This is a genomic window from Streptomyces sp. SLBN-118 (genome assembly GCF_006715635.1).
Lineage (GTDB): Bacteria > Actinomycetota > Actinomycetes > Streptomycetales > Streptomycetaceae > Streptomyces.
This window is the reverse complement of sequence record NZ_VFNP01000002.1, coordinates 3,421,650-3,445,405: the sequence shown is the minus strand read 5'-3', so window position 1 is coordinate 3,445,405 and position 23,756 is coordinate 3,421,650. Positions and strand designations below refer to the sequence as shown.

Genomic DNA, 23,756 nt, shown 5'->3' with positions numbered 1-23,756 from the left:
GCCCAAGTACGTCCAGTACGAGGGCGATCCTCCGCCTTGCGATTGCACGCACCAGACGCCGCGGGGCCCGCCCTGCGGGCGGACGGCGCCACTTCCAAAACACGCCCTAGGTCGATTACCAGGGCGCGTTGTCGCAGAGGTCGTCGAGGACGAACGCGTCCTCCTTGAGCTGCAGCAGCCGCTCCGCCTCCAGCTGCTCCAGCAGCCGGGTCAGCAGCGCCCCGCTCCGGGGCGCGCCGAGGAACTCCAGGACCGCCCGGTAGAACGCGTCCCGCAGCGTCGGCGGCATCGCGTCCGAGGCGTCCAGGCAGATCTCTCCCGCCCCGTCGAGCAGGTCCTGCACGGCTCGCGTGCTGCCCGACAGGGGTACGGAGCCGAACGTGCCGCCGGGGAAGTAGGGCCGCTCCCCGGGCTTCGCCGCCTCCGCCCAGTCCTCGCGTGCCTCGCGGGAGGTGAGGCGGCCCAGCAGGTCCCATGCCGCGGCGCCGGGCTTGAAGACGGCGGCCAGGTCGCCGGAGACCTCGTAGACGCTTTTCCCCGCGCTCCGCGCCCCGAGGAAGCGGGCGGTCGGCTCGGGCAGGACGTCGTCGCCGTAGTGGCGGCGGATGAACGAGCCCTGGTGCTCATGGGTGCAGCGGCCTCCCCCGTTCAGCAGCCCGTAGCGGCCATGGTCGAAGTCGAAGGACGAGCGCAGACCCTCCGCGCCGAGGGCCCTGCCGTCGTCCTTGTTGTTCTCGGCCAGCAGCCTGCCCCACTCCTCCCAGGCCGGCCTCGTCAGCTGCCACGAGGTCTTCCCGGTCGCCCAGCTCTCGTACTGCGCGGGTCCCTGCCGCTGCAGCAGCAGATCCTCCACCCAGTCGGTGCCCGGCCAGCCCGACGTGGCGCCGGAGCCCATGCCGAGGCACCAGTCGACCTTCTTTCCGGCGCTCGCCCAGCGGCTCCACACGAGCGACTTGAGATCCACCCGCACCGGAGCCCAGTAGGCGTGCGTACGAGCCTCGCCCCGCTCGTTCCTGACGGTCACGGCCGGCGCCCAGGGCGGGACCGCGGCCCCGGCGACCTTCTCGGGGAGCGGATAGGCGTCGCCCGTGCGGGCGTACTCGGCCAGATCGCCGGGGCTGCTCAGGATCGCCAGGTCCGGCGGTGCGTCCGCCTGGAGCTGGGCGAGCAGCGTCTCGCGCAGGGAACGGGTGCCCTTGTAGACGTAACTGCGCCCGGTCCGCTCGCCGATACGCCGCAGAGCCTCCACGAACGGCCGCTCCTCGCCGTCCGTCCACGGACCGAGGACGACCAGGGTGCGCTCCTCGGCCACGTCCGAACAGCCGCCTGCCGTCACGGCGGCGGCGGTGAGCAGCAGGCAGGCCAGCAGTGTCCTCAAGCGCGTCATGCGTTCCTGAGCTTTCGCCGTGTGCGGACGGCCGGGTAGGGGCGGCCGTAGAGGAAGAGCGTGACGCCGCAGGCGAGCGCCCCGACACCGCCCGCCGGCACGACGATGCCCGCCGTCAGCGACCAGCCCTCCGGGTGGGCCTCGCGCATCGCCGCCTTGGCCTCCTGCGCGGCCGACTCGATCCGGCGCGGCGCCGTGGCGCCGGCGGGCACGGCGTCGAGGCCGCCGACGGCCGCACGCGCCCGCTCCTGCGCGGCATGCTCCCCGAACCCGCCGCAGGCCAGCAGTACGGGAGTCAGCAGCACCGGAACCGCGGCCACCGCCAACTGCACGCTGATCAGCCGCAGTCGGTCCACCAGGAAGACCGACGTGCCCAGCAGGACGAAGGCGAAGAGTACGGCCGCCAGTGCGGCGGCGGCCGCGCCGGTCAGTGTGAGCGGGCTCCAGGCCGCCAGGTCGTGGTTCTTCCGGTGGAGCTGGCGCTCCAGTTCCTGGAGGCGTTCGAGGATGGAGATCGGCTCCTGCGCGGTTCCCGGCGCGACCGCACGGTGCCGGCCGCGCAGCATGTCCTCGGCGTAGGCGACCCCGGCCCGGCGCAGGACATCGCTCGTACGGTTGCGCTCAGCCCAGGCGATCTTGTCCCCGTAGGCGACGACCAGGCCGGAGACCACCCGCAGTTCCTGCTCCTGCCCCTTGTGCAGAGCCCCCGACCGGGCGACCCGGCTGAGGCTCTGCGTGGCCTCGGTCAGCAGGGAGCGGTAGGTCTCGCCGAGTTCGACAAGACCGGGCTTCTTCGTCTGCAGCAGGCGCACATCCGCCTGTCCCTGGGCCAGTTCGAGGGAGGTCCGGGCCTGGGCCAGATCGACCAGCGCGGGTGCGCACCGGTCGCGCAGCCATTGCGTACGCCCGTGGACGTCGGCGTAGGCGGCAGCCGAGAGCGCGAGCGAGACCACGGCGAGCGCGGGCAGCACGAGCATGCGGCGGCGCAGGAACGCGGCCGTCGGCAGGCTGCCCCCGGCGCTGTGGCGGCCCGCGGCGCGCCGCCACAGCGCCGGGTAGAGCCCGCGCAGCGCGGGCAGGGCGCGAGGAGCGGCCAAGAGCCGGGTGAGCACGGGCCGGACGCGTTCACGGAGCCTCATGCGCCCTCCCCCGAATCGCGCAGCCGCAACCGGCGCGGCAGCCACACCGCAAGGGACCCCGGCCCGCGGCCCGCGCCGGAGCCGCGGTGCCGGTTCCCCTTCCCGTCCCGGTCGTGTCTCAGTCCCAGGGGGCGCGTGCGGTACGCATTGTCGAGCAGCGCCTCCGCGAGCGCGGCGTCCTCGGCGAGGTCGGTGCGCGGCGCCTGCTCGGCCAGCTTGCGGTAGCAGGCGGAGAGCTGTTCGCGCAGCTCCCGCTCACCGGCGGGTACGGGGATCCCGGGCGGCAGCGAGCCACGCAGCTCCTCCAGGGGGTCCCTGTCCCGTGCGGTGGCGACCAGTTCGAGCAGCAGCTCCAGGAGCTGGGCGGTGAGCCGTTCGTACGCCTGCCGGTCGGTGAGGCCCTCGTGGCTGACGAGCCGGCGCAGGGCGGCGTAGGCGCGCACCGCCGAAGCCACGGTCGGCGGCGACCCGTCGGCGGGCGGGCCGGCGTGGATACGGACCATCGCCGTACGGGCGGCGGTGCGATGCCGCGAGTCGGGCGGCACGCCGTCGAGCGAGGCGAGGGCCAGGTCCGGGCTGTGGCGGGCCAGATGTATACGGGCCAGGCCGAAGGCGGCACTCCCGAGCGCGTGGTTGCGCCGCCACACCGCGTCGTAGAAGCGCATGGCCTGCTGCTCGTGCCCTTCGCGGATCTCCTCGTCCCGGCTGGAGTCGGCGAGCTTCTCGTGGCAGTAGCCGAGGGCGAGCTTGGGCGCGTACTCGCCGGGAATCGCGTCGTACACGTCGTCGAAGCAGGTCAGCGCCTGGCGGACGCTGCCGTGGGCGAGCCGGGTCAGGCCCCGGTGCCAGTCCAGACGCCAGTCGTAGGCCGCCCGGTCGCCGAGCCGCCGCCCCGCCCGGTCCAGCTCCATCGCCGCAGCGACCAGCTGCTGGTCGCGGCCGCGCTGCTGGTCACGGGCGAGCTCCAGATGGAGGCGGCAGCGCAGCAGGTGCAGTTCGGGAGAGGGAAGCCACTCGTCGCTGAGCTGGAGCAGACCGGCCGGATCGGCGTACGAAGTACGTTGCAGCTCCTTCCAGTTGGGGTCCTGCTGGTCCGCCTTGGGCACAGGCAGCGCCACCGCGGCCTCGGCCGGCGCCGGCACCTGCGCGCCCGGGCCGCCGTTTCCGTCGGCCCGCCAGCGGGTCAGCGGCGGGGCCTTGCCCAGCTGCCCGTCGAGGGCGGTGGCGGCCGGGTCGAAGAGCGGCGACGGTTCGAAGGTCTCCTCGCCGAGCCGCAGGGAACGCAGTTCGCGCAGTACTCCGCGCAGCTGGAGCGCCATCTCCTGGGCGGTGGCGTACCGCCGCTTGGGGTCGCGTGCCATGGCGCGCCGCAGGGCGCGCTCCAGGGACTGGGTGCCGAGGTCGGCGGGCGGCACGGGGTCCTTGGCGAGCAGTTCGTCCAGGACCGCGCCGACGGTGTACAGATCGCCCGCGGTCGTCATCTCGCCCGAGGCGCCGGTCTCCGGAGGGCGGTGGCTGACCGGTCCCGGTGTGCCGGGTCTGCGGACGCCCGCGACGTCGATGAGCTTGATGCCGTTGCCGCAGTGCAGCACGTTGGTGAGGGAGAGATCGCCGTAGACGAGGCCCTCCTGGTCGTGCAGATAGCTGAGCGCGTCCAGGATCAGCAGCCCGTAGACGACGATGAACTCGCGCACACGGGGCCCGGAGAACGGCGGACGCTGCCCGCCGATACGGGCCGCGACCCACTCCAGCGGCGCCCCGTCGGCGAACTCCATCACGATGAACTCGGCCGAAGCCGACGGATGACGGGCGTAGTTGACGACCCGGATCACCGAGGGATGGTTGAGGCTGACCAGCCGCAGCCGCTCCTGATGGGCCTGGAGGACCGCGGCCGGATTGCCCGGGTCGAGGATTCCCTTCAGCGCCACCGGCCGGTTGTCCAGCAGCAGATCGCGGGCGAGATACACCTGCCCGTGGCTGCCCTGGCCGAACGGGCCCACCACCTCGTACTGCTGGTGCAGCCGGTCGCCGCCCGCCAGATGGGGTCCCGCCGGTGCGGTGACGAGGGCGTCCGGGTCGCGCACGGCGACCCCGGGCAGATCGGTGAGCCCGTCGCCCGGCGGCTCGACGACGAACTCGTGCGGGCCCAGCGGCCCGGCAAGCGACTGCTCGGCGGCCTCGGCGTCCAGGAGCGCCGTCTCGACGTCGACGGAGAGCCGGAACAGGGCGTGCGGCAGTGCGGGTGAGTCGAACAACGGGCCGCCACGGCAGAGCTGTTCGAGCTCGCGGCGCAGCTTGGGCGACCGGTCCTCGGGGCGCCGGGGTGCGGGACGGCCCGCGGTGGCCGGGCGCGCGGGCAGCTGCCGTAATCGCAGCTCGCCTTCGGCGAGCCGGTTCACACGAGCGGCGAGCCGGTCCGTGCGGCGCTCGGCCCACCCGGGGCCGAGGAGTTCGCTCCGTACACGCGCGAGCAGCGGGGAGCCGGGATCGCTGAAGACGAGCAGCAGCCGGCTGTCGCCCCGTGCGAGCAGGGCGCGCAGCAGAGCCGTGATCTCCGCGTCCTCGGAGGCGGACCGGTCGACGGCGAGAAAGGCGGCGATCAGTGACGGGCTCTCCTCGGCGATCTGAGCGAGGAGCGCGCGGGGCGAGCCGCTGCCTTCCAGACCGATCCGCTCGGCGGCGTGGACCGCGAGATCCTCGGCCGTGCGGTTGGTGGCGTCGACGGCGATGTCGATGCTGCCCACCTGCGGCTCGCCGACCGTACTCCCGGACGCGGACGGCGGGCTCTGCTCCCGGTCGGCGAGGGTGAGCGCCGAGCGGATCGTGTGCAGCAGCGCGTGCTCGCCCTCACCCGCGAAGACCAGCTCCACGGGGTCGGTGTCCGGCTCGCCGTCCAGCCAGCGGGTGAGCCTGCGGTGCAGACCGGGGACGCGGCCGGACGCGGTCCGGTCGGGTGCCACGGCGACATCGCGGGAGACGGCGCGGGGGCCGGTGACGGTCAGACCGAGCCGTTCCAGCGGCAGGTGCTTGAGCACCGTCTCGGTCGGGATCATGTAAGCGTGCTCCCGCCGCACGGGTGCCTGCGGGGTGCCGAACTGGTGGGCCACGATACCGATGAGACGGCGCGAGCGGCTGTGCACGACCCCGCCGCCGCTGTAGCCGTGCCGGACCACATAGGGCGAGCCCTCGGTGTCCAGCTGTACCCACTCGGGCCGGTGCGCGGGCCCGCCGCGCCCCATCAGCCGGGCGTCGAGATGCTCACCGCCCGGCAGGTCCTCGGGATAGCCGGTGAAGTGGACGGGCTCATTGCGCGCCGGGATCTGGCGGTGCAGCACGGCATGCGGCACCGGCGGCTCGTGGTCCAGCTTGAGCAGGGCGAGATCCCCGCTGAAGTGCGCGGTGGGCAGGACCAGATACTCCCGCAGCAGCCGGGCGCGCAGAGGCTCCGCCGCCTCACCGGACAGCGCGGCGGCGCCGGGCACGTCGACATAGACCGTGTCGAAGGGGGTGCGGGTGCCCTCGCGTCCCGGCCGGGAGAGCACCGTATGGGCGCACGTGAGGACCAGTCCCCCGGGAAGCAGCACCCCCGCGCCGAGCGGGCGGCCCGAGCGGTCCCGCGTACGAAGCAGACAGACCCGCCAACTCTCATCCGGCGACACCGAGTTGGACGTGTGCAACGGCTCCCTCATACTTCACAACGATAACTACAGGAGACGGGGTGCGCGATGGCTGAGCGTGACGATGCCGCTGTGGCGGGACTGGCCGAGGTGATCGGGCAGGTCCGCGACGAGCTGGAACGGGCCCAGCGAGCGGGCGAGGGACGCGACCTCAAGTTCAGCGTGGAGAAGGTCAACCTGGAGTTCGCGGTCCAGGTCCGCCGCGAGGGCAGCGGACGCGCGGAGCTGCGCATCGGCGTGCTGACGGCGGGCGGGGGCGGCTCGGCGGCGCGAGAGTCGACGCACACGATCCAGATCGAGCTCAAGCCACAGGGACGGGACGGGAACCCGAACGTGGCGGTGGGCGGGGAGTAGGCCTGCGGCTCGCGCTGCACGGGAACCTGGCCGGTGGCTGCACGAGCCCGTTCGTGCAAGCGCCGCGCAGTCCTGGCAGCCGCGGCCGTCGCACACCCGCGGCGCCCGACGTTGCAGGGGAGCACCTCCGCCGAGTGGAGGTCACCGGGGCCTGCGCCGGGAGGACATGCACCTGCTGTCGAACCCTTCTCGCTCGGCTGCCGGGTCGCCACATGCTCACGTGCGGCGGCGGATGAACTCCAACGGTGAACTGGCCAAGGCCCGGAAGCCCCTGTGGATTCCTGACCGCTGAGCTGGTGACGTACCACGCCGACTGCACCTTCGGGCTCGTCAGGCGGCGACGCCGAGTTCCTTCCTGGTTCGGTGGATGAACTCGCGGACGGCCGGTTCGCGGCGCCAAGGGGCGAGGGCGGCGTTGAACTCGGATACGTAGTCCTTGGCTCGGCTGGACTGGACGCGGGCGAGGATGTCGACGGAACGGTGGCCGAGTTCGAGGCCGTGGTCCATGTCGCGGGCCTGGAGGTGGGCGGTTCCGACGATCGCGAGACGCATGCCGACGGAGCGGGTGAACACTCCGGGTGGCATTGCGGCGGCCTGCTGGTTCCAGGTGAGGGCGGCCTTGGCATGGCTCACCGGTTCAGTGACCGCTGGCAGGGGCGCGGGCCGCCAGGACAGGGATGGATGCGATCTTCTCCGCGTCCAAGTGCTCCCAAACCAGCCCCTTCGGGCGGTGAGGATCGCGGCAAGTGATGACCTCGTCAGGCGTGACGATCAGGTCCACTCCGAAGTCGTGTCCCGTCGCGGGTAGTTCCTCGTCCAGCACTTGCAAGGTGTGGACGGTGGTCACTACTACCGTCTCCGGGCTGATCAGCCCGCCTTCCATCAGAAAGGCGAATTCCAGATCCGAATAGCCGGCGCCCTTTCCAATGCGCACGCCCGCGCGTTTCACCGCGACGCTTCCGACCACCACCATATCGACGGGACGCAGAGTCTCGACATCGACTTTCGGGGCCACGGACGCTGCGACCTTGCTCGATGCCGCTTCGGCGGGCGGAATGGTCAGCGCGGCCGGGTCCAGCAGGTAGAAGGGGCGTACATCGGCGAGCTTGGGCACAGCCATGAACACCGTCCTGCCTTCGCTGAGTGCACGAGCGCGTACAGGGAGCTGGGCCTTGTCCGGCACGGCCTTGATGACGTGCGCGGCGCGCCACTGGGGCAGCTTCGCAAGCCGGTCCGCTGCACGCTCGGCACCCTTGAAGTTCGGGATACGCCCGCGCGCTGAGACATCGTGGATCGCGTCGGCTGAATCGAGCAGATCCCAGACGCGCTCGCGTACCCTCTGCTTTTCCTGATCTACCCGTGTGAGCACGTCGGTCCCTTCATGCCGCTTCCATCAGAGCCATGAGCCTGTCTTGAGCCTCCTGCACTGCCGCTTCGCTCCGCCAGGGACGCAGCTCGCGGGCAGCCCGGAAGACAATGTTCATCCCACCACCTCCCCGGGTGCCCTGCAGTTCGTTTACGGCGTCATTGAACGTGGCCAGCCCGGCGTCGAGGTCTCCCTCGCGGATCCAGGACAGCGCGAGATTGCCGAGGACGATCGCGCGGGACTTGCGTCGGTCCTGCAGCTCCGCCGCAGTCTCCTCAAGAAGCCGCTGGGCTTTGCGGTAGTCGCCGAGGGTGAGGTAGCAGGAGCCCGCCAGCCGTCCGAAGTGGGTGGGGGAGAGAAGATCATGGGCGGCGTCCGAGCTGTTGGCCTGCTCCAGATGCCTTTCCGCGCCCGCCAGAGCTCGCTCGCATTGACGGCCCTCTTGGAGGAAGGCGTGCGCCTCAGCGGCGTGCAGCATCGCAAGACCAGTGAGGACATGACTCGTGTATCGCGTCGTACGGGCGGTCTCCAGCGCGAGTTCGAGCCCTTCGCGGTAGTCGTTGGCACCGTAGAGAGCGACGTAGCACGTACGTAAGAGGGCGTGGCCCTCCGCAGTCCGGTCGCGCAGATGCCGCGCCACCTCGACACTCTGCGCGTAGTACGACCGCGCGGTCGCATGGTCGTGACGCTGGGAAGCGTCCCAGACCAGCTGGCCCATGAAGGTGGCAGCGTCGGTCTGGAGAATGCGCATCTCCCGCTGCACGCGCCCCGCTGGGGCTTCGCCGGCAAGGAAGGTGACTTGGCTGACGTGCTGTCCCGCATGGCCGAGGAGTGTGGCGGAGGGCATCCGGTCATAGCGCTCGGCAAGCGTCTGCATGCCGCCTCGTAACTCGGCGATCGTGACGAGGTCCACTCGTGACGGGTAGCGCATCGCGTATCGGGTCCGCTCGGTGGCCGGCGCTTCGTCGTCGGTCCTCACCACGAGGACTTCACTCAGTTGGTCGGTACTCAGCAGCGAGGCGTGGCCGCAGGTACGGCTGCGGAGCCGCCTTCCCCGATTCCCAACGGGAGACGGTGGAACGCTCGACGTTCAACGCCTCGGCCAAGCTCTCCTGCGTGAAGCCCGCCGTGAGGCGGCGGCGCACGAAGCTGTGCCGTTTCAGCGCCATGGGTCGAATCTCCCGAGAGTGACTGCGTTTTCCTAGGTCGAAACACCACAGGTCATGCCCTGCTGTGCGTCATGAATGCCTCATCCGTGCGGCAATTCTGCTCTGGTTCGCGTCTGCGGGGGGCGGTTCTGTTGAGGTGCACCGCACGGAACAAGGACTTCCACCCGAGACGGAGACGTCATGGCATCGGATCCACGCGCCCCAGGGCAACCACTGGCGCGGCAGTGGGCGTTCGACCACGACCCTGCATCGGTACGTGCAGCACGGGAGTTCGCCAAGGGCACGCTCGCAGACTGGGGAATCGCGGATCGGTGCGATGACGTCCGCCTGTGTGTGTCGGAGCTTGCCACCAACGCGGTGGTGCATGGCGACGGCAGTGCAACCGGATTTCTACTGGGGATCTCGGTCGCTGATCACCTGCTGCGTGTGGAGGTCCACGACACCGGGCCTGGCCTGCCACAGCGCCGCGAACCGGACGACGACAGCGATAGCGGACGGGGACTCCTTCTCGTCTCGAAGTACGCCGACGGCTGGGGCACTGAGAGGACCGGACAACACAAGGTGGTATGGGCCGAATTCAAGATCATCGCGGCGCTGCCCCAGGTGATCGCATGCTCGCGGCTAATCCCTCGACCTTACGTCGCCGACTCCAGATGTCCGCCTCAACGACCGTCCGCCACGGACGGAATGGAGGCGGCTCCCATCCCATCGACGAAAGGAAGCACGGATGAATGAGCACGTCAGTGAAGAGCAGGGCTCCGAGGTCCGTGAGGGCTACACCGCTCCCCAGCTGATCGATCTGGACGTGGTGTCGAAGGTGACGCTTGGCAAGTACGCCGAGGACAGTGCCGACAAGGGGCGCTACTTCGAGTAGGGCCACCTGACGGGTGCTGGGCGGGGCATGCCGCTCCTCCCAGCACCTGGCAGCCATCAGAAAGGGAAGGCATGTTCCGCTTGAGCAGCCCTGGACAGCCGTCGGCGGATTCGTCGGCGCTCTGGTCCGGCCCTCGCGCCCCCGTCATACAGGGCACACCGGTCGGCACCATGCATCGGGTCGTCAGCGGCGGATCGTTACGGGTGGCGGTCGTGGGTAACTGCTACGCCACCGAGCGGCAGCTGCGCGACGGGCTGCACGCGGCCCGCTCCGGGCAGTGGTCAGCGCTGACGGCCTGGCCCGGAAGCTACTGGGTGGTGGCAGCCAACGGGGCCACGACGTCGGTCATCACCGACGTGGCCGGAACGCGTCCGGTGTACTTCTTCGAGACGCCCGAGCGCACTCACTGGTCAACGTCGGCCCGAGCCCTTGCGTGCCGTGTTGGCGCGGAATTGGACCATGCCTCGGTGACCGCGCGGCTCGTGTGCCCCACCGTGCCCGAAGTCACGGAAGACGGAACCGCGTTCGCGGGCGTACGGCGCCTGCCCGGCGGCCACGTCCTCATCATCGACAACGATGGCCGGCACTCTATCGAGGAGTACGAGGCACCCCAAACACTGAGCTTCACCGAGGCGGCGGCAGAACTCCGCGAGGCGCTCGTCGCTGCGGTCACCAGCCGAGCTCAAGCGGCAGGGAAGCTGACCGCCGACTTCTCCGGCGGCCTCGACTCCACCTCGCTGGTACTGCTGGCCACTGGCACCGCAGGCGCGGACGTCCTCGCCGTCACCGATGCGGACGCCACGAGTACCAACGAGGACGTGGCGTACGCCCAGCGAGCGGCTGCGGACCGGCCGGGCCTGCATCACGCACTCGTGACGGACGACGAGGGCCTGTTCTTCGCCGGGCTGTTGGACGCCCCCTCTACCGACCAGCCGTTTCCCGATGCCGCCCGGTGGCGCATGCGCGCCGCTTATCAGCGCCCGTGCATCGCCCACGGCAGCGATGTGCACCTCACCGGCTCCGGCGCCGACACCCTGCTCGCCACCTCCCCGCACTACCTCGCCGACCTGGCTCGTGGCATAGCGCATCGGCGCTGATCGGCCACGCTCTCTGGCCCGGGCCCGTCTGCGCCATCTGCCGATGTACGCGGTCGTCGTGGCGGCCGTCCGACTCTCGCGCACCACCCACTCCATGGCCCTCCAGCACCTCGCCCAGGACATCGCCGGCAACCCGACCAGCTCGAGGCCAGAACACCCGGCCCGGCTCCACTGGGTCAGGGCTTCCGGGCTCCACACTTGGCTGACCCCGGAAGCCCGCCGCCACCTTTCGATACGCGCCGCGATCGCGGCCGAACACTGCAGCATTCGCCCGATCGACACCAGCCGCCACCGCGCCTGGGCTGAGCTGCGCGAATTCGGCACGTACGAGGCAGAGTTGCGCAACCAAGCTCATGCGCTGGGCCTGCCGCACCACGCCCCCTACCTCGATAACGCCGTCGTCCGCGCGGCGATGGCCGTACCGGCGTCCTCCCGCGCCTCCACCACCGTTCAGAAGCCGTTGCTCGGCGTCGCCCTCCACGACCTCGTACCTGACTGGCTTCTGCGGCGGCGCACCAAAGGCGCCTACGACGGCAACGCCTATACCGGTCTGCGCCGGCACGCCGATTCCCTGCGTGATCTCCTCACGAGCAGCGAACTGGCCGCCGAAGGCTGGATCGACGCCGCCGCCGCTTGTGTCGAACTGGACCGTCTGGCGGCTGGCGTACCCGGAGAGCTTGCCGCGCTCGAAGCGCTCATCGCCGCCGAGCTTTGGCTGCGCCAGCACCGCACCAGCACGCCCATCAGCACGGCGGCGGGGGTTTCGCATGCTTGACCTCCGGCCAACGCCCACGGTGCGCGTCACGATCACAGAGCGCGGCGGCATGCTGCTCGACCTGCGCGGCAGGGGGCGGTGGTACGCCCTCACCTTCTCCGGCGCTCTGTGGTGGCGATACCTGGCCGAGGGCGCCACCGTCGACGAGGCCGCCGATCACGTGGCAGCCCTGTTCGGCGCCGATGCCGACCGTGTACGCGCCGACATGCGAGACCTCGCCCAGCAGCTCCGCGACCGCCACATGCTGTACGTCCCCGCCCGAAGGAGGTGGCACCGTTGAGCATCCCCATGGCCGTGCCCGCCCGGACCGCCCGTCCGCCCCTGTCCGACCGCTTCGTGGCCATCGCCGCACTCGCCCTGGCCACCACGCTGGTGCAAGTGGCCCCGCTACGGGTCACCCTCGCCCTCGCCCATACCGCCAAGCGCTGCACCCGCCGCCCCGCGACCGCAGCGGAAGCCGGACGAGTGGTTGCCGCACGCGACTGGGCCAGCCAGTTCTTCCCCAGCCGCGCCGCCTGCCTGGAGATGTCCCTGGCTGCCTTTATGGCCTCGGCTTTGCACGGCAAGGCTGTGGACTGGTGCATAGGCTGCCGCTTCGACCCGTGCGAGTCCCACGCCTGGGTCGAAGCGGATACCCAACCTGTCGGGGAGCCGAATACCCCAGACCGTCCCTTCCACGTCACCCTTCGCATCTGAACCGAGGACCGCTCGATGCCCGACACCTCCAGTCAAGAGCTCGACCGCGCCATCTACGCCGTGCCGACCGAGCAGTTCCATGGCGCTGACGGCCGTGCCGTACGCCCGTGCACTCCTGCCGTCGTCACCCACCGGCACCTGCGGATGCTCGATGTCCGCCCTGGTGCGCGCGTCATGGACATCGGCATCGGCTCCGGTCTCTCCGCCGCGCTCCTCGCCCAACTGGGCGGCCCCGACGGACGGGTCACCGCCGTTGAGACCGAACCCAGCCTCGCCAAGCGGGCCGAGGCGCTCTACGCCGAGCACGGTCACCAGGTCACCGTGGTTGTCGGCGACGGTCTCTTCGGGTATCCGCAAGGTGCCCCTTATGACCGCATCCTCGTCGGCACGACTCCGCCGGCGATCCCACACGCCTGGCTCCAGCAACTGAAGCCAGGCGGCATCCTTCTCTGCGGCGTACGCATCGCCGACCTGCCGGGCGCCTATGCGATTGCCCGCATCACCGTTGATGACAAGCATCAGCCACACCAAGTCGAGATCCACCACGGCGGATACACCCCCATGATCGCGGCCAGCCCACCAGGCAGCGTTACCCGCGTTGTCGATCCGCAGCGGCCAGAGTTCTTGCTCGCGATCCTTGGTGATCACGAGCCCAGCACCGTGGCATCGCTCTTCGCCGCCCTGCGCGAGACGGCTCACGTTGAGCCCACCCCAGTGCCGGACTCCGACTACTTCCACATGAAGAACTGGCTGATCGCCGCCGAACCCGCCGGCCTGCTCGAAGCGACCATCGGCCAAGGCACCGGCATCGGCATCGGCTCCCCCACTCCGGACGGCACCGCCCACGCGGCCATCGTCACCGACGAGCACATCATCACCGACCACGCCGAATCCCCGGCACTCGAAATCCTCCGTGCCTTGATCCACGAGTGGCTGGAAGAGGGGGCTCTCCGTACCCACGAGCTCCCAGCGCGTCTCACCCGCGACGGTGACGTCTGGCACGCCCGTGTCACCCGCGCCTGAATCAACGGTGGCGGCGCCTGAGCCAGCCCGTTGACCGGCTCACACGCAGCTTAAACATACCCATCGCCAACAGAAGAGCAGAGCCTTGTGATCGACCGCGCCCGCCATCGTCCCCTGCTCAAAGGGGGGCAGGATGGCGGGCGCCCGCACGACACCTGCGAACGGAGCCCAACGACGCCACTGCACGCCACAATTGACGCCGTGATCATCCTTGAGTGGGCCGGCTGCCTTTGCGCCGTGAGTCCGTCCTTCAATTGAGGACACCAGGGTCCGAGGCGGAGCCCCGTATCGCTACGGCTCCGGCGTGACGAAGTACGACGCGAAGCCCGACAGGATCTCCTCCTCCGCGATCCGGCCGTCCCCGTCCGCGTCGAGGCCCACCGCCACCGCCGCCGCCAGCGACGGTTCGACGCCCAGCACCTTCAGCACGCGCTCGGCGGCGGACGGTGTCACACCGCCGCCGTCCTCGTCGGCGATGTCGATCAGGGCGTGGAGAAAGGGGCGGGCGATCTCGGCGAACCGCTGGGGGTTGTCACGCAGTCTCTTCACCGCGCCCGTAATGAATTCGGGGCGGGTGACCCGCTGGTCGCCGTCCACGTCCGCGATCCCGGCCATGCCCTGCCAGAACGCCTCCGCTCCGCTGTAGAGGGCCTGGCCCTTGTCACAGCGGGCGGTGGTGGAGAACTCGGCGAGCAGCGCGGCTGTCGCCCCGCTGAAGTCCTGACGGTCGATGTAGCCGTTGCCGTCCTGGTCGAAGGCGGCGAAGCGGGAAGCGATCTTGCGCTCGTATTCTGCGCTGTCCATGCGGGGAGCGTACGACTCCGAGCGCTGACGCGTACAACTACTCCCCCAATTACGTGACGACGACCGGATGGCGACATCAACGAGTACGTCTGGTAACGGCAGGACGTCACACGGTGACCGCCACATCAGGCGGACAGCGGCTGGGCCCCGTCGTCGGTGGCCGCGTCCGTGTCCGAATACACCTCGAAGAGGCGCCGCACCCCCAGGGCGGCCAGCACCCGGTTGACGTGCGAGCCTTCCTCGGCGCCGTGGGCGGGCAGTATCAGGCGCATCCTGCCTCGGCAGGAGCGCAGCAACCTGCGGGCCGCTATGAGCACCCCGACGCCGCTGGAGTCGCAGAAGAGCACCTCGGAGAGATCGAGCACCACATCGCGGTGGCCGACGGCGACCGCGTCGTGGACATGCCGCCGGACCGTGGGCGAGGACATGAGATCGAGCTCGCCGCACACGTGCAGCACGGTCCACGTGCCCTGCCGGGACTCGTCCACCCTGAGCATCACGACCGGAACTCTCCTTACGCCGATCCGGAAACCCGCGCCCGCTGTGGTGCGGCCGTACACATCCGGAGGCTGCCCTTCCCGTCTCCACTGCCCAGGCCCTCCCGCCTGAAACACGAAGCTCAGGGCGGGCCCCCGGGAACGGAGCGGCCCTACCATTGAACGGCCCGCTCGGGGGCGCACTTGCCATAAAGGGGCGTGCGTTCGTGCCGGCGCGCACTACATTCGAAGAGGCGACAGGCACAGGGGACAGGCTTGGGGGCCGCATGGCAAAGGACACACCGCCGCGCTGGGACCGCAGGATGCAGCAGCGGCTGGCGCGGGGTGAGGCCGCCGCGCTCGGAGAGCTGTACGACCGTTTCGCCTCGCTGGTGCACATGCTCGCCCACCGGGTGCTCGACGACGACGAGGCCGCCGACCAGGTGACCCGCGAGGTCTTCGGCTACATCTGGGAGAACCCCGACTCCTACGACCCCAAGCACGGCTCGATGCGTTCCTGGGTGGCCAGGCTCACCAACAGCCAGGCCGTGCACCGGCTTCGCCAGACCGAGGCCGCCGCCCTCGCCGAGGGCGGCGAGGGCACCACCGAGGAGCTGGAGCAGAAAGTACGCAGGGCAGCGGTCGCCGCCCGCGCCGACTACATCGTCACCTCCATGCCCGCACCCCTGCGGGACGCACTGGAGCTGGCGTACTTCCAGCGCAGGGACTACCGCCAGACGGCGGCCGACCTCGGGGTCACCGAGGACGAGGCCAGGCGCCGGCTGCGGCTCGGCCTCCAGCTGCTGTCCACCGCCAACACGCGCCCGCTGGAAGGCTCCTCTCCGCCGCGATACGGACGCTCCTTGTGAACGGGCCACTTGACGGCGGCCGCGGAAGCGGCCGCTCCGGCGACGACGGCCGCGACGAGGTGCGGGGCGGTCCGCGCATACCGGGACCGCGGCCGGCGGCGGACGATCTGGAACCGCCCGCGCGCCTGTTGCCGCTCCGCGGCGTGCCCGAGCCGGTGCCACAGACGGCGCCCGAAGTGCCGCCCGCGCCCGAGCCGCGTCCTGCAGCCGTCGAACGGCCGTCCCACAACGTGCTGAAGTCGCTGCTCGGGGCGTGGGCGCTGTCCGCCTGTTCCGCCGAGGAGACCGCGGCCGTCGAGGAACATCTCGGCGAATGCGCGCCCTGCGCGGAAGAAGCCCTGCGGCTGCGCGACGCCGTCGCACTGCTGCACACCGACCGGGATCTGGACCTCGACCCGCTGCTGCGCTTCCGGGTGCTGGAAAACTGTCTGGGGCGCAGGCCCGCGCGTATCCCTGTACCTGCCTGGGCGACTCCGTACGACGCCGAGGCCGCGCGGCTCGACGCGCTGCTGCGGGACATCGGCGAGTCGGAGTGGCACGCGCCGGTGCGCCTCAAGTGGTTCGAGGGCGAGCGGCAGGTGAGCCGCCGGACGACCGTCGGCGGGGTGATCGGGCATCTGATGACCGTCGACGGCCTGGTCGCGGGCGCGCTCGGCCTGGACGATCCTCTCGGGGCGCACGCACCGAAGGTGCCGGGGGATCGCACCGAGGCGTACTGGCGCACCGCCGACCTGCATCCCACGCACACCGTCCGCGAGCCGTGGCGCGATCAGAGCCACAGCCTGATCAGGACGGTGTCCTTCGCGGGCCGCGGAGTCGCCGAACTGTCCGTGTCGTACGGTGACTTCACCCTGCCGCTGCGGGACTCCCTGCTGGACCGGGCCTTCGAGTGCTGGATTCACGCGGGCGACATCGCGGACGCGGTGGACTATCCCTATGAGCCGCCGAGCGGCTCCCATCTGCACCGGATGATCGACCTGGCGGCGCGGCTGCTGCCCGCGGCACTCGCCGATCGCAGACGTGCGGGGCTCGCCGGACCGGCCAGGCATCTGGTGGCGGCGGGCGCTCCCGGCCGCTCCCTGCACTTGGAGGTCGAGGGCTCGGGAGGCGGGAACTGGTACGTCGCCCTGGACTCACCGGCGGCCGTCGCATCGGCGGACCAGGCGGTGGCCCAAGTCGCACTGGACGGCGTGGAGTTCTGCCGCCTGGTAGCGGGGCATGTCTCACCGCAGGAAGCCGCGGTGGGCCAGGACGGCGACCGGGAGGCGATCCAGGACGTGCTGTTCGCGGCGGCGTCGCTGAGCAGGCTCTAGGGGGCGGCAGCGTTCACGAATACCGCTCCCGCAGCCTGTACTTGAGCACCTTCCGCAAGGTCTCGTTCCGAGGCAACGCATCAGTGATCTCCAGCTGCTCCGGCAGCTTGTGCACCGACAGCCCCGCCCCCCGCAAGAACGACGTGACGGCGTCGAGCGTCAACTCCTCGGCGCCCGTCTCCTGTTCCACCACCGCGCACACCCGCTCCCCCCTCTCCGCGTCCGGCAGGCCGATCACGGCGGCGTCCGCCACCCCCGGGTGCTCGTGGAGCAGGTCCTCGATCTCCTTCGCGGAGATGTTCTCGCCCTTGCGGATGATGACGTCCTTCAGCCGCCCGGTGAGCACGAGATGCCCTGATTCCGTGACGTGCCCGAGGTCGCCGGTGATGAAGAAGCCCTCGCCGTCGAACGCCGCGGCGGACTGCGCCGGATCCAGGTAGCCCTGGCAGACGGCCTCGCCGCGCAGACGGACCTCGCCGTCGACGATGCGTATCTCCATGCCCGCGGGCGGCCGGCCCTCCGTCGTGGCGAGGTTGTCGGCGGTGTCGTCCGGCGCGCCCATGGTGATCATGGGGACCTCGGTCATCCCGTACCCGTGGGTGAGCCCGCAGCCCATCTCGCGTACGACGGCGTGGTAGATCTCCGGCGGCTTGGGCGCCCCGCCCCCGGCCAGCAGCCGCAGGCTGGGGATCAGCGGCCGCCCGGGCTGTTTGCGCTGTTCTGCGAGGAACATCGAGTAGAACGCGGTGGATCCGCCCGCGACGGTCACCTCGTGTCTGCGGTAGTCCTCCAGCGCGTCGGGCAGCGCGAACTGCTCGAACATCACCGCGGGGAACCCGTAGAGCAGCAGCATCACCGTGTAGTCGGGCCCGGCGATGTGCGCGAAGGGGAAGGCCATCGAGCCGACGTCGTCGGCCGACAGATGCAGCGCGTGGGCCAGGCACGCGCCGCCGGCGATCAGCGAACGGTCGGTGTGCAGCACACCCTTGGGATCGGATGTGGTGCCCGAGGTCCAGTAGATCCAGCGCACGTCCGTCCCGGATTCCGGCGGCGGTGGCAGCACCGCCGGATCGGCGTCGGGCAGCGTGTCGTACGCCTCGAAGACCAGCGGGGGTTCGGGCAGTTCCAGCGCGAGCCGGTGCGCCATGCCCGCGTGGTCGAAGCCGCGCCAGGTCCCGGGCACGGCGAAGTACGCGGCCTTGGACTCCCGTAGCGCGAAGCCGACCTCGCGGTCCCGGTAGAAGGGGATGACCGGCGACTGTACGGCGCCGATGCGGGCGAGTGCGAAGGAGAGCAGAGCCGTCTCGATCCGGGTCGGCAGCTGCCAGGCGACCACGCTTGAGGGCCGTACGCCCAGTTGGTACAGACCGGCCGCGACCCGCTCCGAGCGGTCCCGCAGCTCGCCGAAGGTGAGGCTGCGGTCGCCCTGGAGGAACACGGGCCGGTCGGGGGTGAGTGCCGCCCTGCGCCGGACCAGTTCCCACAGGGTGGGCGATGCGCCCAGGGCGTGCGCGGTCTCGTTCATCGTCCGTGACCCTCCGTTGCTGACGGGTAGTCAGATCGTGCCGAGAGCGTAGAGCTCACCGCCTTGTCGGTCCAGGGGTGCGGGGCTAGCCTGCTATCTGACGGGTCATCAGATTGAGTGCTGGGCACCGCGGAGGGACACCATGACCGAACTGCCTCGGATCATCAGCGTCGACGACCATGTGATCGAGCCGGCCCACCTCTTCGAGACCTGGCTCCCGGCGAAGTACCGGGACCGCGGCCCCCAGCCGCTCACCGCGGGTATCGGCGAGCTCGCGTACATCGGCGGGAAATACCGGATCACCATGGATCCCGACGGCCCCCCGACCGACTGGTGGATCTACGAGGACCTCAAGTTCCCGTACAAGCGCAATATCGCCGCCGTCGGCTTCGACCGCGACGACATGACCCTCGAAGGCATCACCCGCGCGGAAATGCGCCGGGGGTGCTGGGACCCCAAGGAACGCCTGGCGGACATGGACCTCAACCATGTCGAGGCGAGCCTGTGCTTCCCCACCTTCCCGCGGTTTTGCGGGCAGACCTTCGCCGAGGCCCACGACAAGGAGGTCGCGCTCGCCTGCGTACGCGCCTACAACGACTGGATGGTCGAGGAGTGGTGCGGCGACAGCGGCGGCCGGCTGATCCCGCTGTGCATCATCCCGCTCTGGGACATCGGCCTGGCCGTCGCTGAGATCAGGCGCAATGCCGCACGCGGCGTCAAGGCCGTGACCTTCTCCGAGATCCCCACCTGTCTGGGGCTGCCGTCGATCCACTCCGGCTACTGGGACCCGTTCTTCGCCATCTGCCAGGAAACCGGCACCGTGGTGAACATGCACATCGGCTCCAGCTCCCAGATGCCCGCCGCCTCGCCGGACGCGCCGCCCGCCGTGCAGGCCTCGCTCAGCTTCAACAACGCCATGGCCTCGATGATGGACTTCCTCTTCTCCGGCGTCCTGGTGAAGTTCCCACGGCTGAAGCTGGCCTACAGCGAGGGCCAGATGGGCTGGATTCCCTACGCCCTGGAGCGCGCCGACGACGTGTGGGAGGAGCACCGGGCCTGGGGCGGGGTGCGCGATCTGATCCCCGAACCGCCTTCGACGTACTACTACCGGCAGATGTTCTGCTGCTTCTTCCGCGACAAGCACGGGGTCGCGTCCCTCGACGTCGTCGGCCGTGACAACGCCACCTTCGAAACCGACTACCCGCACGTCGACTCGACCTTCCCGCACACCAAGGACGTCGCGCTGGACCACGTCAAGGGCCTGGACGACGAGACGATCTACAAGCTGATGCGCGGCAACGCCATCCGCATGCTCGACCTCGACCTGGACCGTTGATGGACCTGACGTACACGGAGGAGGAAGAGGCCTTCAGGGCGCGGCTGCGCGAGTGGCTGGACCTCTCGCTTCCGAAGCTGTCCGCCCGGCCGGACCCGCTGGACTGGCCGGGCCGCCGGGCGTACGACACCACCTGGCAGCGGATGCTGTACGACGCCGGATACGCGGACGTCCACTGGGACGCCTCCCCGACCCAGCGCCTGATCTTCCTGGAGGAGACCGAGCGGGCGGGCGCGCCCTATGTCGGCGCGAACTTCGTCGGGCTGCTGCACGCGGGCCCCACGATCGCCGCCGAGGGCACGGCCGAGCAGCGCGAACGCTGGCTGCCGCCCGTGCTGCGCGGCGACGAGATCTGGTGCCAGGGCTTCAGCGAGCCGGACGCGGGCTCGGACCTCGCCTCCCTGCGGACGAAAGCCGTACGGGACGGCGACTCGTATGTCGTCACCGGCTCCAAGATCTGGACCTCTCACGCGGAGGTCGCCGACTGGTGCGAGCTGCTGGTGCGCACTGATCCGGACGCGCCCAGGCACCGCGGTATCTCGTGGCTGGCCATGCGGATGGACGCGCCCGGGGTCACGGTCCGCCCGCTGCGCACGCTGGCCGGGTCGGCGGAGTTCGCCGAGGTGTTCCTGGACGAGGTCCGGGTGCCGGTCGCCAACCGGGTCGGCGAGGAGAACGACGGCTGGCGCGTCACCATGGTCACCCTCTCCTTCGAGCGCGGCACGGCTTTCGTGGGAGAGGTCGTCGCCTGCCGCCGTACGCTCGGCGAACTGGCCGCGGCCGCACGCGCGAACGGCACCTGGGACGATCGGGTGCTGCGCCGCGGGCTCGGCCGCCTGAACGCCGAGTTCAGCGCCCTGTGGCGGCTCATCCAGTGGAACGTCAGCGAGTCCCAGAAGACCGGCGGCGTTCCCGGCGTCGGCGGCTCGGTCTTCAAGCTCCGCTACTCCCACGCGCGCCAGGAGCTGTACGAGGCTGCCGCCCAGATTCTCGGACCCGATGCCTTCGACCTCGACCGGCAGTGGGCCGCCGACCGGCTCTCCTCGCTCTCGTACACCATCGCGGCGGGCACCTCCCAGATCCAGCGGAACATCGTCGCCGAGCGGATCCTCGGCCTGCCGAAAGGGCGCTGATGGACTTCCGGTTGACCGACGACCAGCGTGCCCTCCAGAGGGGCGTACGGGAATTGTTGGCGGGCCGGTTCGGACCCGAGGCGCTGCGGGCCGCCGTGGACCGCGGCGGCACGGTCGACCGTGAGCTGTGGCGCGAGCTCGGCGCGGCCGGGTTCTTCTCGCTGCGCCTGCCCGAGGCGCAGGGTGGTGCCGGGCTCGGGCTGCCCGAGGCGGTGCTGGTCTTCGAGGAGGCGGGCCGGGCGCTGCTGAACGGGCCACTGGTCGCGACCCATGTGGCCGCCGAGCGGAGCCCGGAGGCGGCGGAGGGCACCTGCGTCGTCACCTGCGCAACCCAACTGCGCTCGCTGATCACGCACTTCGCCGCGGCGGACGCGGCCCTGGTGATCCACGGCACCGGGATACGCACGCGGCGCCCCAAGGACCTGCCCCACACCCGCCCCGTGCGGTCCATGGACCCGCTCACCCCCCTGCACCGGATCCCGGACGGGACGCCGAAGGCCCCGCCACGCCCGGACACCGTGCTCCTGACCGCTGCCGAGCAGCTCGGCAGCGCCGCCCGCACCACGGACATGGCCGTGCGATACGCGGGGGAACGCGAACAGTTCGGGCAGCCCATCGGCGGCTTCCAGGCAGTCAAGCATCTGTGTGCCCAGATGCTCGTACGCACGGAACTGGCCCGCAGCGCCGTCTACGCAGCCGCCATCACCGAGGACTTCACCGAGATCGCCGGCGCCAAGCTGCTCGCCGACGAGGCCGCGGTGCGCAACGCCCGCGACTGTCTTCAGGTGCACGGCGGGATGGGCTTCACATGGGAGGCGGAGGTGCATCTGCATCTCAAACGGGCCTGGCTGCGCGGGCAGATGTGGCTGACCGCCGCGGAGGCGGAGGAGATCCAGGCCGATGCCTTGGCCTCAGCACTCTGAAGCGTCACTGTGCGTCGATACCGGGTTGTGTCCTTGGGATGACTCGTCACGGCCCGGAGTCGGGGTCACGCTCCGGTACCCTCCGTTGGATGCGAGTGCTTCCGAGGCAGAGGTGTCACGGTGTTGCCGGTGCGGCGACTCCGGCCCCGGGAATGCGCGCCGCTCGCCCCCTGAGAGTACGGGCTGCGAGCCTGTGTTCGACTCCCCGCAACGTGCGTCGCACAGTATGCACCACGGGTACTCCTTCGCGCTGGAATATGCCCGAAGCGCTTGTTGCGGTGACTGTACGTCAACCATGCTGTCTCGTAACGGAGTCACGTTCGGTGACCTGGTCGAGGACCTTGTCGAGGCGCGAGGCGATGTGTCCGCCGGTTCGGATGGTGTGAGCGGTGCAGGTGCTTCTGGTTCAGTTGGAAGTCGGACCCGACCCCGCGGAGGTGGGACGAGCCCGCAGGTGGGCGCGATCGCGGCTCGCAGGGTCAGGGATAGGGGCCGACGAGCCGCTGGCCGAGACGCTGATCGTGCTGATCTCGGAGCTGGTCACCAACGCGGTCGTGCACACAGGATGTCCGGCGGTTCTGCGCATGCTCTTCGGCGCGGGAGTGACCGAGGCCGGGACGGTACGGGTGGAGGTCGCCGACATCAGCTCCTGCCCGCCGCGGCCACGGCACGCCGACGGCGACGACACCAACGGCCGCGGCCTGGAACTGGTCGACGGCCTCGCCGACCGGTGGGGCTGGAAGCCGGAGGGCACGGGCAAGTCCATCTGGTGCGAGGTGGACCGGTGTGAGGTGGGCCGGGGCGCACCGGAGGCTGTGTACGAGCCCGGAGTGCGGGGCTTCGTCACCACGCTGTAGACCTCACAGGACCGCGACCGGAGCGACGGGGGTTCCGGTGGCACCGACGAACGGCTCGGGCATCGCGGACAGCAGGAACGCATACCGCCGGTCCTCAGCACAGGCGGTGGACAGGCTCTCCAGGTTCCAGTTCTGGCCCTGGAGCATGCCCATCTCGACGAGATCGAGGGCATGCACGGGCAGCCAGAGGTCCTCGATCTCCGGCGGGAAGATCTCGAAGGTGAAGGTGTCGTTCGCGACGGCGGCGACATCGTGGGCGTGGAACCACTCGGGGGTGCGGACCGACAGGCCCGGGGACGGATAGCCGTAGGCGTGCTTGTCGCCGCCCAGGACGACCTGGATCTGTCCCGTCCGTACGAGAACGATGTCACCGGGCCCGACGGTGACACCGCCGAACTCCGCCGCCTCGTCCAGATCCTCGGGCGTCACGGCATGCCCGCCGGGCAGCCGGTCCAGTCCCTTGGCGCGCGCGACATCGAGCAGGACGCCGCGGGAGACGATGTACATGGCCTTGTCGATGCCGCTGAACTGCGCCCGGGTGTGCGGGGTGATGGTGTCGGCGGGACGGCCGTTGTAGATCTTCCCCGAATGGGAGACATGGGTCAGGGCGTCCCAGTGGGTCGCGGCCTGGAGCCCCATGGTCACGGCGTCGTCGCTGGTGGCGACGGTGCCGGGGCCGAAGAGCTCCTGATTGATCTGGACCATCGTGTGCAGGGGGTTCACCCGGCCCGGGATGACGCCGGTCTGGATGCCGTCCTGGTGGAGGGGGAGGGCGAGGGGGACGCGACGACCGCTGCGGACGGCCCCGGCGGCGGCTTTGACGATGTCGTCCGTGATCAGGTTCAGCGTGCCCATCTCGTCGTCGGCGCCCCAACGGCCCCAGTTGTTGACGCGTTTGGCGATCTCGTGGAACTCGGCCGGGAGTGACATCGGGCTGCCTCCTGGGGCTTGTGCTCACGTGTC

At 70.4% G+C, this 23,756-nt stretch carries 25 protein-coding genes; 14 read left to right on the top strand and 11 right to left on the bottom strand.

Annotated features, from left to right (window positions below; genetic code table 11):
• Positions 1–115: 115 nt before the first annotated feature.
• From FBY35_RS34200 to FBY35_RS34190, 3 genes are read right to left on the bottom strand one after another with little or no spacing between them, the layout of a single operon-like run.
• Positions 116–1,387 carry an extracellular solute-binding protein gene (locus FBY35_RS34200; protein ID WP_142217771.1) on the bottom strand — a complete coding sequence of 424 codons (1,272 nt, stop codon included), beginning with the start codon at positions 1,385–1,387 and terminating at the stop codon, positions 116–118.
• Positions 1,384–2,526 carry a hypothetical protein gene (locus FBY35_RS34195; protein ID WP_142217770.1) on the bottom strand — a complete coding sequence of 381 codons (1,143 nt, stop codon included), beginning with the start codon at positions 2,524–2,526 and terminating at the stop codon, positions 1,384–1,386. The genes FBY35_RS34200 and FBY35_RS34195 overlap by 4 nt, the downstream gene beginning before the upstream one ends.
• Positions 2,523–6,215 (bottom strand): tetratricopeptide repeat protein, encoded by a 3,693-nt coding sequence (locus tag FBY35_RS34190; protein ID WP_142217769.1) that lies wholly within the window; start codon positions 6,213–6,215, stop codon positions 2,523–2,525. Before FBY35_RS34190 ends, FBY35_RS34195 begins: the two co-directional genes overlap by 4 nt.
• A 36-nt stretch (positions 6,216–6,251) precedes the next feature.
• Between FBY35_RS34190 and FBY35_RS34185 the strand changes: the two genes are divergently transcribed.
• The gene (locus FBY35_RS34185) at positions 6,252–6,557 is read left to right on the top strand and encodes a trypco2 family protein (protein WP_142217768.1); all 306 of its coding nucleotides are present in this window, start codon (positions 6,252–6,254) and stop codon (positions 6,555–6,557) included.
• Positions 6,558–6,887: 330 nt separating this feature from the next.
• On the opposite strand, the gene FBY35_RS34180 is transcribed toward FBY35_RS34185, so the two are convergent.
• The 4 genes from FBY35_RS34180 to FBY35_RS36700 are packed head-to-tail and all read right to left on the bottom strand — an operon-like array spanning position 6,888 to position 9,092.
• Positions 6,888–7,190 (bottom strand): hypothetical protein, encoded by a 303-nt coding sequence (locus tag FBY35_RS34180; protein WP_260848906.1) that lies wholly within the window; start codon positions 7,188–7,190, stop codon positions 6,888–6,890.
• A 4-nt stretch (positions 7,191–7,194) separates the two neighbouring features.
• The gene (locus tag FBY35_RS34175) at positions 7,195–7,926 is read right to left on the bottom strand and encodes a 5-formyltetrahydrofolate cyclo-ligase (protein ID WP_142217767.1); all 732 of its coding nucleotides are present in this window, start codon (positions 7,924–7,926) and stop codon (positions 7,195–7,197) included.
• Between the two features lie 10 nt (positions 7,927–7,936).
• Positions 7,937–8,902, bottom strand: a complete 966-nt coding sequence (locus tag FBY35_RS34170) for a transcriptional regulator (protein ID WP_222123173.1) — start codon at positions 8,900–8,902, stop codon at positions 7,937–7,939.
• 10 nt (positions 8,903–8,912) lie between these two features.
• Positions 8,913–9,092: a helix-turn-helix transcriptional regulator gene (locus tag FBY35_RS36700; RefSeq protein ID WP_222123172.1), complete on the bottom strand. Its 180-nt coding sequence runs from the start codon at positions 9,090–9,092 to the stop codon at positions 8,913–8,915.
• A gap of 180 nt (positions 9,093–9,272) precedes the next feature.
• On the opposite strand from FBY35_RS36700, the gene FBY35_RS34165 reads away from it, so the two are divergent.
• The 7 genes from FBY35_RS34165 to FBY35_RS34135 all read left to right on the top strand — a co-directional run bounded on the left by FBY35_RS34165 (position 9,273) and on the right by FBY35_RS34135 (position 13,557).
• Entirely contained in the window at positions 9,273–9,827 is a 555-nt protein-coding gene (locus tag FBY35_RS34165; protein WP_142217766.1) for an ATP-binding protein, read from the top strand.
• Positions 9,820–9,966, top strand: a complete 147-nt coding sequence (locus tag FBY35_RS34160; protein WP_142217765.1) for a putative RiPP precursor — start codon at positions 9,820–9,822, stop codon at positions 9,964–9,966. The genes FBY35_RS34165 and FBY35_RS34160 overlap by 8 nt, the downstream gene beginning before the upstream one ends.
• Positions 9,967–10,178: 212 nt before the next feature.
• Positions 10,179–11,063 carry an asparagine synthase-related protein gene (locus FBY35_RS34155; protein WP_160159366.1) on the top strand — a complete coding sequence of 295 codons (885 nt, stop codon included), beginning with the start codon at positions 10,179–10,181 and terminating at the stop codon, positions 11,061–11,063.
• A gap of 43 nt (positions 11,064–11,106) precedes the next feature.
• The gene (locus FBY35_RS34150) at positions 11,107–11,838 is read left to right on the top strand and encodes an asparagine synthase-related protein (protein WP_142217763.1); all 732 of its coding nucleotides are present in this window, start codon (positions 11,107–11,109) and stop codon (positions 11,836–11,838) included.
• Positions 11,831–12,118 (top strand): PqqD family protein, encoded by a 288-nt coding sequence (locus tag FBY35_RS34145; RefSeq protein WP_142217762.1) that lies wholly within the window; start codon positions 11,831–11,833, stop codon positions 12,116–12,118. The genes FBY35_RS34150 and FBY35_RS34145 overlap by 8 nt, the downstream gene beginning before the upstream one ends.
• Positions 12,115–12,534 (top strand): lasso peptide biosynthesis B2 protein, encoded by a 420-nt coding sequence (locus FBY35_RS34140; protein WP_142217761.1) that lies wholly within the window; start codon positions 12,115–12,117, stop codon positions 12,532–12,534. Before FBY35_RS34145 ends, FBY35_RS34140 begins: the two co-directional genes overlap by 4 nt.
• Positions 12,535–12,549: 15 nt before the next feature.
• Positions 12,550–13,557, top strand: coding sequence for a protein-L-isoaspartate O-methyltransferase (locus FBY35_RS34135; RefSeq protein ID WP_142217760.1), 1,008 nt, complete (start codon positions 12,550–12,552; stop codon positions 13,555–13,557).
• 291 nt (positions 13,558–13,848) lie between these two features.
• Here the strand turns inward: FBY35_RS34135 and FBY35_RS34130 are convergent, their stop codons facing one another.
• Both FBY35_RS34130 and FBY35_RS34125 read right to left on the bottom strand, forming a co-directional pair.
• The gene (locus FBY35_RS34130) at positions 13,849–14,361 is read right to left on the bottom strand and encodes an EF-hand domain-containing protein (RefSeq protein ID WP_142217759.1); all 513 of its coding nucleotides are present in this window, start codon (positions 14,359–14,361) and stop codon (positions 13,849–13,851) included.
• A 125-nt stretch (positions 14,362–14,486) separates the two neighbouring features.
• Positions 14,487–14,861, bottom strand: a complete 375-nt coding sequence (locus tag FBY35_RS34125; protein ID WP_142217758.1) for an STAS domain-containing protein — start codon at positions 14,859–14,861, stop codon at positions 14,487–14,489.
• Between the two features lie 263 nt (positions 14,862–15,124).
• Here FBY35_RS34125 and FBY35_RS34120 point away from each other — a divergent pair, with 263 nt between their 5' ends.
• A complete protein-coding gene (locus FBY35_RS34120) occupies positions 15,125–15,706 on the top strand; it encodes a sigma-70 family RNA polymerase sigma factor (RefSeq protein ID WP_142217757.1) in 582 nt (193 codons plus the stop codon).
• On the top strand, positions 15,703–17,019 hold the full coding sequence (locus FBY35_RS34115) for a zf-HC2 domain-containing protein (protein ID WP_142217756.1): 1,317 nt from the start codon (positions 15,703–15,705) through the stop codon (positions 17,017–17,019). Before FBY35_RS34120 ends, FBY35_RS34115 begins: the two co-directional genes overlap by 4 nt.
• A 13-nt stretch (positions 17,020–17,032) precedes the next feature.
• Here FBY35_RS34115 and FBY35_RS34110 read toward each other — a convergent pair whose 3' ends face one another.
• A complete protein-coding gene (locus FBY35_RS34110) occupies positions 17,033–18,544 on the bottom strand; it encodes a class I adenylate-forming enzyme family protein (protein WP_142217755.1) in 1,512 nt (503 codons plus the stop codon).
• Between the two features lie 142 nt (positions 18,545–18,686).
• Between FBY35_RS34110 and FBY35_RS34105 the strand changes: the two genes are divergently transcribed.
• The 4 genes from FBY35_RS34105 (at position 18,687) to FBY35_RS34090 (ending at position 22,793) form a co-directional block, all read left to right on the top strand.
• Entirely contained in the window at positions 18,687–19,880 is a 1,194-nt protein-coding gene (locus FBY35_RS34105; protein ID WP_142217754.1) for an amidohydrolase family protein, read from the top strand.
• Positions 19,880–21,013: an acyl-CoA dehydrogenase family protein gene (locus FBY35_RS34100; protein ID WP_142217753.1), complete on the top strand. Its 1,134-nt coding sequence runs from the start codon at positions 19,880–19,882 to the stop codon at positions 21,011–21,013. Before FBY35_RS34105 ends, FBY35_RS34100 begins: the two co-directional genes overlap by 1 nt.
• Positions 21,013–21,936, top strand: coding sequence for an acyl-CoA dehydrogenase family protein (locus tag FBY35_RS34095; RefSeq protein ID WP_142217752.1), 924 nt, complete (start codon positions 21,013–21,015; stop codon positions 21,934–21,936). Before FBY35_RS34100 ends, FBY35_RS34095 begins: the two co-directional genes overlap by 1 nt.
• A 389-nt stretch (positions 21,937–22,325) precedes the next feature.
• A complete protein-coding gene (locus FBY35_RS34090; protein WP_186357132.1) occupies positions 22,326–22,793 on the top strand; it encodes an ATP-binding protein in 468 nt (155 codons plus the stop codon).
• 3 nt (positions 22,794–22,796) lie between these two features.
• Here FBY35_RS34090 and FBY35_RS34085 read toward each other — a convergent pair whose 3' ends face one another.
• A complete protein-coding gene (locus tag FBY35_RS34085; protein WP_142217751.1) occupies positions 22,797–23,723 on the bottom strand; it encodes a cyclase family protein in 927 nt (308 codons plus the stop codon).
• Positions 23,724–23,756 lie beyond the last annotated feature (33 nt).

Bases quoted from the DNA above. Each gene is read 5' to 3' on its own strand.
- FBY35_RS34200 (WP_142217771.1), bottom strand. From the start codon at position 1,387: ATGACGCGCTTGAGGACACTGCTGGCCTGCCTGCTGCTCACCGCCGCC.
- FBY35_RS34195 (WP_142217770.1), bottom strand. From the start codon at position 2,526: ATGAGGCTCCGTGAACGCGTCCGGCCCGTGCTCACCCGGCTCTTGGCC.
- FBY35_RS34190 (WP_142217769.1), bottom strand. From the start codon at position 6,215: ATGAGGGAGCCGTTGCACACGTCCAACTCGGTGTCGCCGGATGAGAGT.
- FBY35_RS34185 (WP_142217768.1), top strand. From the start codon at position 6,252: ATGGCTGAGCGTGACGATGCCGCTGTGGCGGGACTGGCCGAGGTGATC.
- FBY35_RS36700 (WP_222123172.1), bottom strand. From the start codon at position 9,092: ATGGCGCTGAAACGGCACAGCTTCGTGCGCCGCCGCCTCACGGCGGGC.
- FBY35_RS34165 (WP_142217766.1), top strand. From the start codon at position 9,273: ATGGCATCGGATCCACGCGCCCCAGGGCAACCACTGGCGCGGCAGTGG.
- FBY35_RS34160 (WP_142217765.1), top strand. From the start codon at position 9,820: ATGAATGAGCACGTCAGTGAAGAGCAGGGCTCCGAGGTCCGTGAGGGC.
- FBY35_RS34150 (WP_142217763.1), top strand. From the start codon at position 11,107: ATGTACGCGGTCGTCGTGGCGGCCGTCCGACTCTCGCGCACCACCCAC.
- FBY35_RS34145 (WP_142217762.1), top strand. From the start codon at position 11,831: ATGCTTGACCTCCGGCCAACGCCCACGGTGCGCGTCACGATCACAGAG.
- FBY35_RS34135 (WP_142217760.1), top strand. From the start codon at position 12,550: ATGCCCGACACCTCCAGTCAAGAGCTCGACCGCGCCATCTACGCCGTG.
- FBY35_RS34130 (WP_142217759.1), bottom strand. From the start codon at position 14,361: ATGGACAGCGCAGAATACGAGCGCAAGATCGCTTCCCGCTTCGCCGCC.
- FBY35_RS34120 (WP_142217757.1), top strand. From the start codon at position 15,125: ATGGCAAAGGACACACCGCCGCGCTGGGACCGCAGGATGCAGCAGCGG.
- FBY35_RS34110 (WP_142217755.1), bottom strand. From the start codon at position 18,544: ATGAACGAGACCGCGCACGCCCTGGGCGCATCGCCCACCCTGTGGGAA.
- FBY35_RS34105 (WP_142217754.1), top strand. From the start codon at position 18,687: ATGACCGAACTGCCTCGGATCATCAGCGTCGACGACCATGTGATCGAG.
- FBY35_RS34100 (WP_142217753.1), top strand. From the start codon at position 19,880: ATGGACCTGACGTACACGGAGGAGGAAGAGGCCTTCAGGGCGCGGCTG.
- FBY35_RS34095 (WP_142217752.1), top strand. From the start codon at position 21,013: ATGGACTTCCGGTTGACCGACGACCAGCGTGCCCTCCAGAGGGGCGTA.
- FBY35_RS34085 (WP_142217751.1), bottom strand. From the start codon at position 23,723: ATGTCACTCCCGGCCGAGTTCCACGAGATCGCCAAACGCGTCAACAAC.